13 protein-coding genes are annotated in these 15,521 nt (G+C 43.3%); 11 read left to right on the plus strand and 2 right to left on the minus strand.

From position 1 onward, the window contains the following. Positions 1-1,332: acyl-CoA carboxylase subunit beta (locus tag RE317_RS18860; protein ID WP_303266277.1), on the plus strand; the 1,332-nt coding region annotated here is incomplete at its 5' end. A 130-nt stretch (positions 1,333-1,462) separates the two neighbouring features. Here the strand turns inward: RE317_RS18860 and RE317_RS18865 are convergent. Then, positions 1,463-2,773, minus strand: coding sequence for a S28 family serine protease (locus RE317_RS18865; protein ID WP_117873994.1), 1,311 nt, complete (start codon positions 2,771-2,773; stop codon positions 1,463-1,465). 104 nt (positions 2,774-2,877) lie between these two features. Here RE317_RS18865 and RE317_RS18870 point away from each other — a divergent pair, with 104 nt between their 5' ends. From RE317_RS18870 to RE317_RS18900, 7 genes are all read left to right on the plus strand, one after another. After that, entirely contained in the window at positions 2,878-3,501 is a 624-nt protein-coding gene (locus RE317_RS18870; RefSeq protein WP_005849531.1) for a hypothetical protein, read from the plus strand. 8 nt (positions 3,502-3,509) lie between these two features. Further along, complete coding sequence (locus tag RE317_RS18875; protein WP_005845453.1) at positions 3,510-4,073, plus strand: cob(I)yrinic acid a,c-diamide adenosyltransferase; 564 nt, start codon at positions 3,510-3,512, stop codon at positions 4,071-4,073. Between the two features lie 71 nt (positions 4,074-4,144). Next, a complete protein-coding gene (locus tag RE317_RS18880) occupies positions 4,145-4,366 on the plus strand; it encodes a DUF2795 domain-containing protein (protein ID WP_002558131.1) in 222 nt (73 codons plus the stop codon). A 163-nt stretch (positions 4,367-4,529) separates the two neighbouring features. Next, complete coding sequence (locus RE317_RS18885; protein WP_008668329.1) at positions 4,530-5,129, plus strand: porin family protein; 600 nt, start codon at positions 4,530-4,532, stop codon at positions 5,127-5,129. 72 nt (positions 5,130-5,201) lie between these two features. Next, positions 5,202-7,664 carry a primosomal protein N' gene (gene priA / locus RE317_RS18890; protein ID WP_117873990.1) on the plus strand — a complete coding sequence of 821 codons (2,463 nt, stop codon included), beginning with the start codon at positions 5,202-5,204 and terminating at the stop codon, positions 7,662-7,664. A gap of 47 nt (positions 7,665-7,711) precedes the next feature. Further along, complete coding sequence (locus RE317_RS18895) at positions 7,712-8,422, plus strand: phosphatase (protein ID WP_005845460.1); 711 nt, start codon at positions 7,712-7,714, stop codon at positions 8,420-8,422. A gap of 7 nt (positions 8,423-8,429) precedes the next feature. Continuing rightward, entirely contained in the window at positions 8,430-8,900 is a 471-nt protein-coding gene (locus tag RE317_RS18900; protein ID WP_005845462.1) for a low molecular weight protein-tyrosine-phosphatase, read from the plus strand. Here RE317_RS18900 and RE317_RS18905 read toward each other — a convergent pair. After that, entirely contained in the window at positions 8,875-10,932 is a 2,058-nt protein-coding gene (locus tag RE317_RS18905; protein WP_005845464.1) for an HD family phosphohydrolase, read from the minus strand. The genes RE317_RS18900 and RE317_RS18905 overlap by 26 nt on opposite strands. Before the next feature lie 81 nt (positions 10,933-11,013). On the opposite strand from RE317_RS18905, the gene gltX reads away from it, so the two are divergent. The 3 genes from gltX to RE317_RS18920 all read left to right on the plus strand — a co-directional run bounded on the left by gltX (position 11,014) and on the right by RE317_RS18920 (position 15,455). Next, positions 11,014-12,531, plus strand: a complete 1,518-nt coding sequence (gene gltX, locus RE317_RS18910) for a glutamate--tRNA ligase (RefSeq protein WP_005845466.1) — start codon at positions 11,014-11,016, stop codon at positions 12,529-12,531. Positions 12,532-12,543: 12 nt separating this feature from the next. Further along, positions 12,544-13,764 carry a 3-deoxy-D-manno-octulosonic acid transferase gene (locus RE317_RS18915; RefSeq protein WP_011965199.1) on the plus strand — a complete coding sequence of 407 codons (1,221 nt, stop codon included), beginning with the start codon at positions 12,544-12,546 and terminating at the stop codon, positions 13,762-13,764. Between the two features lie 1,202 nt (positions 13,765-14,966). Continuing rightward, entirely contained in the window at positions 14,967-15,455 is a 489-nt protein-coding gene (locus tag RE317_RS18920; RefSeq protein WP_005845470.1) for an AraC family transcriptional regulator, read from the plus strand. Positions 15,456-15,521 lie beyond the last annotated feature (66 nt).

A 15,521-nucleotide genomic window follows, 5' to 3' on the forward strand; every position in this document is an offset into this window, starting at 1 on the left:
AAGAAGCAGATTGCCGGAGATGGTATGGTCACCGGTTACGGAAAGATAGACGGCCGTCCGGTGTTTGTCTATGCATACGATTTCACCGCGCACGGCGGTTCGCTGAGCGAGACCAATGCGGCCAAGATTGTAAAGGTTCAGCAACTGGCTTTGAAGACGGGAGCTCCCGTTATCGCTTTGAACGATTCGGGGGGTGCACGCATACAGGAAGGGGTGAACAGCTTGGCCGGATATGCCTCCATCTTTTATCAGAATACCATTGCATCAGGTGTTATTCCCCAGATTTCCGCCATTTTGGGGCCTTGTGCCGGAGGCGCCTGCTATTCCCCGGCACTGACCGACTTTATCTTTATGGTGAAGGAGCAGAGCCACATGTTTATCACGGGTCCGGATGTGGTGAAGACCGTGACTAACGAGGAGGTGGGCAAGGAGGAACTGGGCGGTGCCCAGACTCACAGCGGCAAAAGCGGTGTGACCCATTTTATGTGCGATAATGAGGAGGAAACGCTGATGAGTATCCGCGAATTGCTGAGTTTCCTGCCTTCCAACAATATGGAGGATGCGCCGCTGGTTCCCTGCAACGATGACATCCATCGTCAGGTGGAGGCGTTGCAGACTGTCATTCCCGAAGATCCGAACATGCCTTATGATATAAAGGATATCATCGAACCGGTGCTGGATAACCAGTATTTCTTCGAGGTGATGCCTCACTTTGCTAAAAATGTGGTGGTGGGGTTTGGTCGCCTGGGAGGTCGTTCCGTAGGTATTGTTGCCAATCAGCCCGCCTGGCTGGCCGGCGTCCTTGACATTGACGCCAGCGACAAGGCTGCCCGTTTTATCCGTTTCTGTGACTGCTTTAATATTCCTCTGATCACTTTCGAGGATGTTCCCGGCTTCCTGCCCGGAACGGTACAGGAACACAACGGCATCATCCGCCACGGTGCGAAGATAGTCTATGCATACGCTGAAGCTACAGTGCCCAAGGTTACTTTAATTACCCGTAAAGCTTATGGAGATGCCTACATTGTCATGTCCAGCAAGCCGACGGGAGCCGATGTGAACCTGGCTTACCCACAGGCGGAAATAGCCGTCATGGGTGCAGAAGGGGCAGTGAATATCCTTTACCGCAAGTCTGCTCCGGAAGAGAAAGCTGAGATCATCAAGGAATACGAAGATAAATTCTCCAATCCTTATCGTGCGGCAGAACGTGGTCTGATTGATGAGGTGATTATGCCCCGTGACACTCGTTACAAACTTATTCAAGCTTTGGAAATGTGTCACAATAAAAACCAAAGCAATCCGCCTAAGAAACATGGCAATATGCCTTTATGATAAAATCAAGATTTCGTCACAGATTGCTCAGATTGACATCGGTCCAATTTAAACAGTGGGTCCTCAATGGAAATAACCGGTGACAATCTGCGTAACCTGTGGCGGAAAAGCTTTTTATCTCGTTTCTTTGCTATTCTTTATTCAGCCATGCATTGATTTGTGTCTTGATTTCTTCTTGTGTGTCGGTGTCAAAGCTGCCGATACGGGTGGTATGGCTGCCGCCGGGTAACACATAAACTTTTATGTTTTTCTTGTTCTTCAGCCAAGTGACACCCGAAGCTGTCCAAGGATCATCGCCGCCATAAATATAGATCATTTCGGGATCATTCTCTTTCAGGAATTTTACCACCTTATTATATAGTGTCTTGTCAAATTTGAGATTTGACAGTTCGGGCGGTAACATTACCTTATGAAGATAGTTACGGCTGCTCTTTATCGTCAGATACTTTTTGAAAGGTTTGATGTCATATCCGTAATACCCCAGTTCTTTGGCCGCTTGCACATTAAAGGAAGGGTAGGGAGATTGTTCGGAGAAATAATCCGGTTCACAAATAGCCATGAAATGCTTGAATAGCGTGTGGTCATCGGCATTTGTTTCCGGAATCTTATTTACAGGAGTTCCCCATTGCCATAGGGCAAATGAGTATTCCAATACATTGAAGTCGTATACTTCGGCTATAGGAATGCGGAAGGTATATCCTTTATCCGAGCAATATTTTTCGAACATCGGCAGCAGCCGGCTCTTGCGTTTAAGTACTTCCAGTTGAAAGTTTTCAACTCGTTTACGGTTTTCGGGAGTCGAAACTTTATTGGCAATGAACGGTTCGTGACGGCCGTCCTCCAATGATTGGTTGAGGGGGGCTACGTAAGGTACGGAGATATCCACATCATCGGGAAAGTAAGTGCGGTAGAACATCGTAGTCTGTCCGCCTTTGCTGATTCCGGTAGCTATCCATTTCTCATCGTATAGTTGTTTCAAGGTCGTGGTTACATGATGCAAATCATACAGTGAATTTTCAACCGTGAGATAATCCCAGTTACAGGGCTTCGGCATGGACTCACCAAAATAACGGTATTCCACGAATACCAGATTGGCGTTGAATAAGTTGGATAACTCTTCTTGATAACGCGGATGGGTGGCATAATGGGCGGCATAACCTTCGGTAACCAGTACGGTAGGGCGGTCAAAACCTACATGCGAGAGAATAACCCTTTGCTTGAAATTCCCTGCTTCGGGGTGATGCGGATCCAATAGTTGATTAATGAAGAATACATATTTCTCCGGATAGGCATCACTTTGCATTGGTCTAATGTCACTGATGTCCGGAAGATTTTGAAGTCTTTTCTGTAATTCAGTGGGAGGAGCTGCGGCCTGGGCCATTTGTAAAGGCAATAAGACAGCCAGTATTGCCCATACCATAAAAGAGAGTGTGTGTTTCATCGTTTATAAATGGTTTAATAACTAATGGGCAACAAAAATAGTATTTTATTTCGATATTGTCGGGTAATCTTTTATCTTTGTGTTACTTAATAAAGCTGAGAAATATGTTTTTTCTTCATCGTATATGGAATTGGTGCAGTCGCTTCCGTCACCGTTGTGGTTACGGAGTACACTCTCCGTCTGATTTTTTTCTGATTACTTCTGTTGTTTATGAAAAATATCACTACTATGCTTATCGGGTATTGAAGGAAAGGGGATTTCCTGCTTATTTGCCACATTATCGAAGGAAAGTGAACCGTTTGCTATTCCGGTTGGTTAATTATTTCAGACCAAAGTCGTTGATTGAAGTGGGGATTGGTAATGGGGCATCCATAGGATATATGCGGGCTGCGTGTCATACTATGGACTCCGTCACCTTGAAAGGCAGGGATTGGGCAAAGACTTCCCGGCAACTGGAGGAGAAACTGGCGGAGGTGCATACATTAGATTGTCTGCATATAGGGCATACTCCTTTTTATAAAGAAGTTTTTGAACTGGTACTTCCTTATGCCGGACCTCGTAGTTGCTTTATTGTCGGAGGAATTCATGAATCGAAGGAAAAACGGAAATGGTGGGAGCAAATTGTAGCCAGTGAGTCGACGGGTATCACTTTTGATTTGTATGACATAGGGTTGGTCTTTTTTGATAAAGCGAGATATAAACAGCATTATATTGTAAATTTTTTATAACCGGAACCATGAAGAAAAGCATGATATACACCAAAACAGGTGATAAGGGAACCACATCATTGGTAGGTGGTACCCGGGTGCCGAAAACGCATATACGGCTTGAAGCCTATGGCACAGTGGATGAATTGAACTCCTATTTGGGATTGTTGCAAACGTATTTGACGGATGAGGAGGATAAACAAATCATTTTTCGTATACAAAATAAATTATTCTCTGTCGGTTCGTATCTGGCAACGGATCAGACACAGACCAAGTTGCGTATGGAAAGTCGTATAGAGGATGAAGACATCCGGATGTTGGAGCAGGCAATTGACGTAATTGACAATGAACTTCCTCCTTTGAATGCTTTTATTCTGCCGGGGGGTGACCGTGGAGCAGCCGTTGGGCACATTTGCCGGACGGTGTGTCGCCGTGCCGAGCGACGTATTCTTGCATTGGCTGAAGAATGTGACATAGATGCCCGTGTAACAGCATTTGTCAACCGTTTATCTGATTATTTATTCATTTTGACCCGAAAGTTAAATCATTTAACTAAAACGGATGAAATTTTTTGGGATAAAAGTTGCAAATGAAATAATTTATTATACTTTTGCGGCTAATTAGAGAACGAAAGAAAAGTATTTACTTAAAAAATAAGAAAACTATGTACTGGACATTAGAATTGGCCTCGAAGTTAGAGGATGCTCCCTGGCCTGCTACAAAGGATGAGTTGATTGACTATGCAATGCGTTCGGGCGCTCCGTTGGAAGTAATCGAAAACTTGCAAGAGATGGAAGATGAAGGCGAAATCTATGAAAGTATAGAAGATATTTGGCCGGATTATCCGAGCAAAGAGGATTTCTTTTTTAATGAGGAAGAATATTAGAAAGAGAACATGGCGGACAGAATAAAAAATTCTGTCCGTTTTTTGTTTGATATTTCTTCTTGGAAGGGGGGATTGGAAAGCGTAATGTAACTTTCCTGGGAGATTGAACATTATACATGGAAAAAGTGTTTATCTTTGTGGCGTAAACTAAAAATAGACAAACATGAAAAAGATTATTAGTGTATTAATGGTAGCTGTATGTTTGATGATGGCTGCTCCTGCTCAGGCTCAGTTGCACTTTGGAGTAAAAGGTGGTTTGAATATTTCAAAATTGAGTTTTTCAAAGGATGCTTTTAAAGGGGATAATAAGACTGGTTTTTTTGTGGGTCCGATGGCTGAATTCACCCTGCCTATTATCGGGATAGGGGCAGATGTTGCCGCTTTATATTCTCAGACAGACTTAGGGGCTGATGGAGAGAAAACAATGAAGTTAAAGACATTTGCAGTTCCTGTGAATTTGAAATGGTCCTTTGGCCTTGGTAGCATGTTGGGTGCTTATATTGCTGCAGGTCCCCAGTTTGATTTTAATATTGGCAATAAAACATGGACGCGTGAATTGTCATTGAAAAAATCTACAACCAGTTTCAATGTAGGAGCAGGTCTTAAATTGATACGTCATTTACAGTTAGGGGTTAATTATAATTTTGCTCTGAGCAAGACTGGTACTTATGAATATTATACAGAGGGTGGATCGGGTGATGGACACCATTCTGTTAATATAAAGAACAACACTTGGCAAGTTTCTTTGGCATACTTGTTCTAGACAACCTTATTTAATAAAAGATAAAAAGGAGGCATTCTTCACTGAATGCCTCCTTTTTTGTAATTTTGCACCATGAAAAAATTCGTAGATGTCATAGTTCCATTACCTATTGCCAACCAATACACTTATTCCCTTCCTCAGGAGATGGAAGAGATGGTACAGATTGGTTGTCGGGTGGTTGTTCCGTTTGGAAAGAAAAAGTTCTATACGGCAATAGTGACAAATGTACATTATGCGGCCCCGGAGGGGTATGAAACGAAGGATATAGCTGAAGTGCTGGATTCATCTCCGGTACTGTTACCGAAACAATATGAGTTCTGGCAATGGCTGGCGGAATATTATCTTTGTACATTAGGAGATGTGTACAAGGCGGCTATCCCTTCGGGTATGAAACTGGAAAGCGAAACGTTGGTGGAATATAATCCTGATTTTGAAGCCACTGCACCCTTACCGGAGAAAGAGCAGAAAATTCTGGATTTGTTGAGCCGGGATACAGAACAGTGTGTAACCCAGTTGGAAAAAAACAGCGGACTGAAAAATGTGTTGACTGTCATCAAGTCTTTGTTGGACAAAGAGGCCATCTTTGTCAAGGAGGAACTGAAACGTAATTACAAACCGCGTACTGAGGCAAGGGTGAGGTTGGTGAACGGAGAAGCGGATGAGGCTTACTTACAACGGCTGTTCAATGAATTGTCACGTGCTCCTAAACAATTGATGATATTAATGAAGTATGTGGAATTGTCCGGTTGGGTAGCCAGAGGGTATGCTTTAAAGGAAGTAACAAAGAAAGAGCTGCTTGAAAAGTCTGGAGGGTCTGCGGCCGTTTTTAACGGATTGGTCGAAAAGAAAGTCTTTGAGGTCTATCATCAGGAGATAGGACGTTTGGATAAAGGAATTTCGGATACCGGTGATATTAATCCGCTGAATATTGCGCAGCAACAGGCTTATGGCAACATTCTTCAATGCTTCAGAGAGAAAAATGTGTGTCTTCTGCATGGCGTTACATCCAGTGGCAAGACGGAAATTTATATCCACCTCATTCAGGAGGTGCTGAAAACAGGAAAGCAGGTCTTATATTTGCTTCCGGAAATTGCACTGACCACTCAGATAACTGAGCGTTTGAAAAGGGTGTTCGGACATCGGCTGGGTATTTATCATTCCAAGTTTCCGGACGCTGAACGGGTGGAGATATGGCAGAAACAGTTGGGAGAGAAGAGCTATGACGTGATTCTCGGAGTCCGTTCCTCTATTTTTCTGCCTTTTCGTAACTTGGGGCTGGTCATCATAGATGAGGAACACGAGAATACGTATAAACAGCAAGACCCTGCCCCACGTTACCATGCCCGTAGCTCAGCCATCATGCTGGCCTCTATGTTCAAGGCGAAAGTGCTGCTGGGGACGGCTACTCCTGGTGTGGAAACTTACTTTAATGCTACCTCGGGAAAGTATGGCTTGGTAGAATTGAAAGAAAGATATAAAGATATCCGGCTTCCTCATATAGAACTGGTTGACATCAAGGAACTGGCGCATCAGAAGCGGATGCAGGGCCCTTTCTCACCGGCGCTGGTCAAGCAGATAAAAGAGGCATTGGAGTGTAAGGAGCAGGTTATCCTGTTTCAGAACCGTCGCGGTTTCGCTCCGATGATAGAATGTCATACCTGCGGCTGGGTTCCTAAATGCAAGAACTGTGATGTGAGTCTGACGTATCATAAGGGGCTGAACCAGCTGACTTGCCATTACTGCGGATATACCTATCAAGTTCCCCGTTCCTGCCCGGCGTGCGGCGGAGTGGAATTGATGCATCGCGGTTTCGGTACAGAGCGTATAGAAGATGATATAAAACTGATATTTCCCGAGGCGAAAGTCGCCCGGATGGATTTGGATACCACTCGTACCCGTACCGCATACGAGAAAATTATCGCGGATTTTGAACAGGGCAAGACGGACATCCTGATTGGTACGCAGATGGTGTCCAAAGGATTGGACTTTGATCATGTCAGTGTGGTGGGGATTCTGAATGCGGATACGATGTTGAACTTCCCGGATTTCCGGAGCTATGAGCGTGCTTTCCAACTGATGGCCCAAGTAGCAGGACGTGCCGGGCGTAAAAATAAGCAAGGACTGGTTATCCTTCAGACCAAATCGCCCGATTTACCCGTTATTCATCAAGTGATGCATAATAACTATGAGCAGTTATATTATGACCAATTGGCAGAACGGCAGATGTTCAAATATCCTCCTTATTATCGTTTGATTTATGTATATCTGAAACACCGCAAAGAGGATATTCTGGATTTGGCGGCGGATACCATGGCGGCACAGCTTCGTTCCGGATTGGGCGACAGGGTATTGGGCCCGGACAAACCGCCGGTGGCCCGTATCCAGACCTTATTTATAAAAAAAATGATTGTGAAAGTGGAGCAGAATGCTTCTATAAAGAAAGTGCGTGATTATCTGCTTGCCGTACAACGTGCCATATTGGAAGATGAACGTTTCCGTTCGTTGTTAGTTTATTATGATGTAGATCCACAGTAACCGGTCCATGCACTGGACGATAATAGAAAAGATAAACGAAAATAAAGATGAAGATAGAATTAGACGTACATACCCATACCATTGCCAGCGGGCATGCATTCAGTACTTTACAAGAAATGGCGCAAGCTGCCGCCGATAAGGGATTGAAGGTTTTAGGGATAACGGAACATTCGCCCGGTGTTCCCGGTACTTGCCATCCTATTTATTTTAGAAACTTGCATGTGGTTCCCCGCCGGATGTATGGGGTGGAGCTGTTGTTGGGGGCTGAGATTAATATTCTGGATGGTAAAGGAAACCTCGATTTGGACGAGGATTATATGAAGATGCTTGATATCCGTATTGCGGGTATCCACTCTTTATGTTATGAATATGGAACGATAGAAGAAAACACCCATGGAATGGTACAGGTTATCAGCAATCCTTTTATTCATATTATCAGTCACCCCGGAGACGGTACGGCGGCGTTACATTTTGAACCGATGGTATTGGCAGCCAAAGAACACCATACTTTATTGGAAATAAATAACAGTTCTTTAAAACCCACCCGTAACAAACCCAATGCCCGTGAGAACAACCTCACCATTCTCCGTTTATGCAAGAAATATGAAGTTCCGGTCATTTTGGGAAGTGACGCGCATATTTCGTTTGATATAGCCCGTTACGATAATTTGTATGAATTGTTGCAGCTTACCGGGTTTCCTGAAGAGCTGATCATGAACCGTGATGTGAAATCATTTAAAGAATACCTTCATTTGTAGATTATATATGAAAAGAATACTTTTTGTCTGCCTCGGTAACATTTGCAGGTCTTCTTCGGCAGAAGAAGTGATGCGTACTCTCATAAAGAAAAAAGGACTGGAACACGAGATAGAGGTGGATTCTGCCGGAATCCTGAGTTATCATAGAGGGGAATTGCCCGACAGCCGTATGCGGATGCATGCTTCCCGCCGCGGTTATAATCTGACCCATCGTTCCCGTCCTGTCTGTACGGAGGATTTCTATCATTTTGATATGATCATCGGCATGGACGACCGTAATATAGAGGACCTGATGGAGCGTGCTCCCGATCTGGAAACGGAAAAGAAAATCCATCGCATGACGGATTATTGCCGCACCAAAGTGGCAGACTATGTTCCCGACCCTTACTATGGCGGTGCGCAAGGGTTCGAGAACGTGCTTGATATACTGGAAGATGCTTGTGCAGGATTGCTTACTTCCTTAGTTCCGGGTAACTGATTCGGGTGTGATACATCGTTTTCAGCTTTTCTTTAAACAGTGCTTTGACTGTTGCTATATCCTTGAACGTAATAGGGCATTCTTTGAAATACCCCTCAGATACCTGTGTGTCAATAATCTTATCTACCAGTGTGCTGATGCTTTCTTCCGTGTACTCCGGCAGGCTGCGTGAAGCCGCTTCTACAGAGTCGGCCATCATCAGGACGGCCTGTTCCTTGGTGAACGGGTTCGGACCGGGGTAGCGGAACTTTTCCTGATCCACTTCTTCGTCAGGATGTTCGTTTTTATATGAAATGTAGAAATACTTCGTCAGTCCCCGTCCATGATGGGTACTGATAAAGTCTTTGATCACTTTGGGCAGATTATGCTTTTCCGCCAGTTTCAGTCCGTCGGTGATATGACTGATGATAACCTGGGCGCTTTGTTCATAACTTAAACTCTTGTGCGGGTTGACTCCCGACTGGTTTTCTGTGAAAAAAGCCGGATTCACCATTTTACCGATGTCATGATATAATGCTCCCGTACGCACCAGCTGGCTTTTACCTCCAATCTTGTTTGCCGCCGCCGCAGCCAGGTTTGCCATCTGCAATGAGTGTTGGAAAGTGCCCGGAGCTACTTCGGACATTTCCCGAAGTAAGCTATTGTTGATATTTGACAGTTCCACCAAAGTCACATCTGAAGTAAAACCGAATATTTTCTCCAAAAGGAACAGTAACGGATAAGCGAACAGCAGTAAGATACCGTTGATCATAAAATAGATGTACATGCGCGTATTCAGCTTGGTCAAATCATCTTCATGAATCAGCTCGAAAGCAAAATATAATAAAGCGTAACTGATAAATACAACCAAAGCCGTCCGTAACAATTGCGACCGTTGGGACAATTCTCTCAAACTATAGATCGCCACCATTCCTGCCACTACCTGTAACAAGATAAACTCATGTGGAAAACGTAAAGTGATGGAGCAAAGCAAAATGATAGTGACATGTGCCATGAATGCCGTTCTTGAGTCAAGGAAAACACGGACTATAATCGGAATCATGGCAAATGGAACCACGTAAATACTTGACAAGTTCTGTTCCACCATAATGGAAGACAGGACGGGGAAGAACACAATCAGCGCAAATAGCAGGGTAAGTGTTCCTTTCCGTTCATAATAATCTGCCCGGAACAACTCCAGATAGGCCATGAAGCAGAACAGGAAGATTCCTACATATAATATTTGTCCGGCCAATGTCAGTCTTTTCTCTTGTACCGAGTCGCTACGTTTTTCCCATTCCTTGCGTAAGGATTCCAATATGTTGTAAGTCTGCTCATCAACAATTTCTCCACGGTCAATAATCTTTTGTCCGTTCAGCACAAAGCCGTTTGCCCATGAAATATTAGAGAGCAGGTCTTTTTGCGCCGCCTCGGACTTTTCTTCATCATAAACCAGATTAGGTGTAATGTAATCATTCAGATTACATTGTTGTAATATCTTCTTTTTGTAGTGGGTGGTATCCGCATTCAGCAAATATTCATAGGCTTCCTTCACGGTGTACAATTGGTCGATAAAACGGCTTGTCGCTACATTCTTGTCTACCAGCCGTATGGCAATGATACTGTCTTCCTCCATACGCTTCAAGTCATTTCCGGCAATGATTCCGTCCTCATACAGTGCCTTTAATGTGCGTTCAATATAACGCACATAGTCCGTGCCCGGCAGTGAATGGCGTAAGGTCTTGTTGTAATCCTCCCTTAATTTGGAAAGGACATTTTTTTCGGCTTCCTTGTCTATCTGGAAATAAGGTTGATAGTCTGCCAGGATGCTGTCCTGTTCCTTTTGTACTTGTATGTCGTTTTTGTAAATCGGAAAATCAAATGATGCCTGTAACAGTCCGTATTTCCAAGGCTTGTTTATATCAAATTGATAGTTGAACTTTCCTTCATTGGGTAAAAAGTAGACTATCACTGATACTGTGGCAATGAAAATAAGGCTTTTATAAATCAAATTTTTATATGAAAACCGTTGGTTGGTCTTGAAACTTCTCATAATCGTATATTTTTGCGCGCAAAATACGAAAAAATCGGGAAATTTAGATTAATTTTGCGGCGTATTTTATATAAAACAACAATGTCAGAAAGAAAAGTAAGAGTTCGTTTTGCTCCGAGCCCGACGGGAGCGTTGCATATCGGCGGTGTGCGCACAGCCTTGTATAACTATCTGTTTGCTCGCCAGCATGGTGGAGATTTAATTTTCCGTATAGAAGATACCGACTCAAATCGCTTTGTTCCGGGTGCGGAAGAATATATCATTGAGTCGTTTAAGTGGTTGGGGATAAACTTTGACGAAGGAGTCAGCTTTGGTGGTAACTACGGCCCCTACCGTCAGTCTGAACGTCGTGATATTTATAAGAAATATGTACAGGTGTTGCTTGACAGCGGTAAGGCGTATATTGCTTTCGATACTCCGGCGGAGTTGGACGCCAAACGTCAGGAAATCTCTAATTTCCAGTACGATGCTTCTACCCGTATGTCTATGCGTAACTCTTTGACTCTGCCGAAAGAAGAAGTGGATGCACTGATTGCCGATGGGAAGCAATATGTGGTACGTTTCAAGATTGAACCGAATGAAGATGTACACGTACATGATATTATCCGTGGCGAGGTAGTGATCAATTCTTCCATTTTGGATGATAAAGTTTTATATAAATCGGCGGATGAACTGCCTACTTATCATTTGGCAAACATTGTGGACGACCATTTGATGGAAGTTTCCCATGTAATCCGTGGTGAGGAATGGTTGCCTTCCGCTCCGTTGCATGTCCTGCTGTACCGGGCTTTCGGCTGGGCGGATACCATGCCCGAGTTCGCACATCTTCCCTTGTTGTTGAAACCGGATGGTAACGGTAAACTGAGCAAGCGTGATGGTGACCGTCTTGGCTTCCCTGTTTTCCCGTTGGAATGGCACGACCCCAAGACCGGTGAGGTGTCTTCCGGTTATCGTGAGTCGGGTTACCTGCCCGAAGCTGTTATCAATTTCCTTGCCCTGTTGGGATGGAATCCGGGAAATGACCAGGAACTGATGTCCTTGGATGAACTGGTGAAGCTTTTTGACCTGCACCGTTGCAGCAAAGCCGGGGCAAAATTCGACTTTGAAAAAGGAAAATGGTTTAACCATGAATATATATTGAAGAAAAGCAATGAGGAAGTAGCCGGGCTTTTCATGCCGATCTTGAAAGAGCATGGCATTGAAGCTCCTATGGATAAAGTGGTGACCGTGGTAGGCTTGATGAAAGATCGTGTAAGTTTTATCAAGGATTTGTGGGAAACTTGCAAATTCTTCTTCGTCGCTCCTACGGAATATGATGAGAAGACCCGTAAAAAACGTTGGAAAGAGGACTCTCCCGAACGTATGCTGGAGTTGGCGGACGTATTGGAGGCCTTGGACGACTTCTCGCTGGAGAATCAGGAGGCTGTGGTCATGAAATGGATAGAAGATAAAGGTTATCACTTGGGTAATATAATGAATGCTTTCCGTTTAACCTTGGTAGGCGAAGGTAAAGGCCCGCATATGTTTGATATTTCAGCCGTTTTAGGGAAAGAAGAAACATTGCGACGCATTCGTCGGGCTGTGGAAGTGCTCAAGTAATAGCCGGTAGTTATGATTTATAACCTAGTCATCTATATTTATCTATTCGGGGTGAAGGTTGCCGGCCTGTTCAGCGCCAAGCCCGCCAAAATGGTGAAAGGACACCGGGAAGTATTTGATATCTTGCGTAACAAGATAGACAAAAATGCCCGTTATATTTGGTTTCATGCAGCTTCATTGGGGGAGTTCGAACAGGGACGCCCTTTGATAGAACGTATCCGTAAGGAGCATCCCGAATATAAAATATTGCAGACTTTCTTTTCTCCCTCAGGGTATGAAGTGAGAAAGAACTACCAGGGGGCAGACCTTGTCTGCTATCTGCCTTTCGACACTCCGCGTAATGTCCGTCGGTTTGTAGAATTGGCTAATCCCTGTATGGTGTTTTTTATCAAGTACGAATTTTGGCAGAATTACTTGAATGAGTTGCATAGGAGAGGTATTCCCACCTATAGCGTATCTTCCATTTTCCGTCCCAATCAGATTTTTTTCCGTTGGTATGGGAAGAGATATAGTGAGGTGCTGAGGACTTTTGCTCATTTGTTTGTACAGAACGAAGTTTCCAAAGAATTGCTGGCGACAATTGGCGTGACCGATGTGACAGTTGTGGGCGATACTCGTTTTGACCGCGTGCTGGATATCTGCCATCAAGCCAAGCAGCTTCCGCTGGTGGAGAAGTTCAAAGGTGATTCGTTGACTTTTGTTGCAGGCAGCTCATGGGGACCGGATGAGGATATTTTTATCAAGTATTTCAATGAGCATCCTGAGATGAAGCTGGTTATTGCTCCTCATGTGGTGAGCGACAGTCATTTGAAGGAGATTTTAGATAAGGTGAAACGTCCGTGCATCCGCTATACCGAGGCTACGGAAGAAAATGTGACACAGGCCGATTGTTTGATTATCGACTGTTACGGACTGCTGTCCTCCATTTACCGATATGGTGAGATTTCGTATATTGGGGGTGGCTTTGGAGTTGGAATTCATAATGTGCTGGAAGCGGCTGTATATGGTATTCCTGTGATATTCGGACCTAACAACAAGAAATTCCGCGAGGCGCAACATTTGTTGGAGCAGAAAGGCGGTTTTGAAGTAACCGGTTATGATGATTTTAAACGGTTGATGGACAAATTCCTGTCGGATGAGGCTTATTTGCAACAAGCAGGGAAAGCTGCCGGAAATTATGTGAACCATAATGCCGGAGCATTAGAAAAGATAATGAAAGATATCACTCTCTGAATGTTTCAAGGTGCTTTGAGTATATGCAGGTTATAGAGAAGATTTGGCTCTATAACCTGTTTTTTTTCCTTCAAATCCTTCATTTTAAGATAATTTATTGTTAATCAGTTGGTTATAATGAACCATTTTCACTTTATTTCCTTCATCCGGATATAAATCCTTCAGCCTGCTGAAATGAGGGCTTGTCCGGCTTTTGGGTCAGCAGAAATTTAGTGGGGATTTTATTTCATGCGATTGTTTGTGATACCCTGTACGAGCGTTCGTAATTTTATGTATGGTTTGTATGGCAGGCAAAAGTAAGGATGGGGATTGCATATATGCCCTCACTTTAGCATTTCGACTTGTTGCTATATACCATACATGTAGTCAGATGTATATCTTCCTGCCCATATGCTGTTTCGCTTTTTTTAAAAGAAGGCTGTCTGGGGATTTTTCCTCCCTACGTAAGGAATGCGTAGCCTTGTAGTCAGCTTCATCCTTAAAAGATCTTATCCATATCTCTAACCCTTTCCCGCCGTATGGCTAAGGGTTTTCTTCCTGCCTGTTTTATCTCCGCAAGCCTTTGGAGTTGACTCCATAGTCTTGGGAGATAACTCCAAAGCTTATGGAGATAACTCCAAAGGCTATGGAGATAGAATACATCCGTATAAAAAGGTTTAATCAGGAGATAGAAAAGGTTTATGCAACAGGGCCCGATCTATTGTTATTTCCACAATAATCCCAAATGCTCCCGGACTTTTATAGTAGAACTTTTTAAAAAAGCTGGTTGGCGGTTTTCTCTTTGATGAAATAAAAAAAGTTAAAAGGATGAACTTTTCTTCTTTTAAAGCTAACATGAACTCTTTATAAGAGGAAATCTTCTGTTTTTCAGTTTGTTATGCTTCGCTTTTACATGAACCGATTTATATATCTCTTGATAAGAGATATATATTTTCTGTGCAAAAATAAGCAAAGTTTTGAGAACTAATACATTTTTGGCAAAAAAAATAGGAATTTATATAAAAAAATAGTTCTCTCATTTATTTATATTCTTCTTTATTTCGTTTCAACAGCTCTGTAATATGTTGATATAATGTGTGTTAATACCTTTTGTAGATCTCTTATCAAGAGATCTACAAAAATGTCGTTTTTAAGACCTTTTTATATATGGAATATATCTGGTCTTTGAAGCGGTATAATTAAATGAAAACAACATAAAGCAGATGGAATATCTATTTCTGAGACGTAAACGCACGACCGCTACTTCCGAGCGACAGAAGACTTTGCTTTTCAAGGCTGCCGAGCGGCAATGGAAAGAGGAGTTTGCCGGAAAGGAAACAGACATTCGCAAGGTGGATTGTAATATATATAAAGGTATATTGTACCAGCTTGAGATACGTCAGGTATTTCTTGACACCTCGCTTTCTCTGAAGAAACTGAGTGCACTGCTTGAAACAAACCAGACCTATCTGAGCAATGTGGTGAACAAATACTTCGGTTGTAATTTGAAGGAACTTGTGAACACGTATCGTGTGGAATATGCCAAAGAACTTCTCTGTTCCCGACGTTGTGCGCTGACTGAGCTGCCTTGCAGTTGTGGCTTTGCTTCGAAAAGTGCTTTCTACTCTGCTTTCAGCCGTATTGTCGGGGTATCACCTTTGTCATATCAGACTCAAGAAAGAAGGAGGCATCATTTGCAGGCAGTAAACTAGCTAAGCTATTAATAATGAACCAAATATGTATAACCAATTTTAGTTTTTTAAATTTATAAATTTAAA

The organism is Phocaeicola sp. GP0067, from assembly GCF_031119655.1.
GTDB lineage: Bacteria > Bacteroidota > Bacteroidia > Bacteroidales > Bacteroidaceae > Phocaeicola > Phocaeicola vulgatus.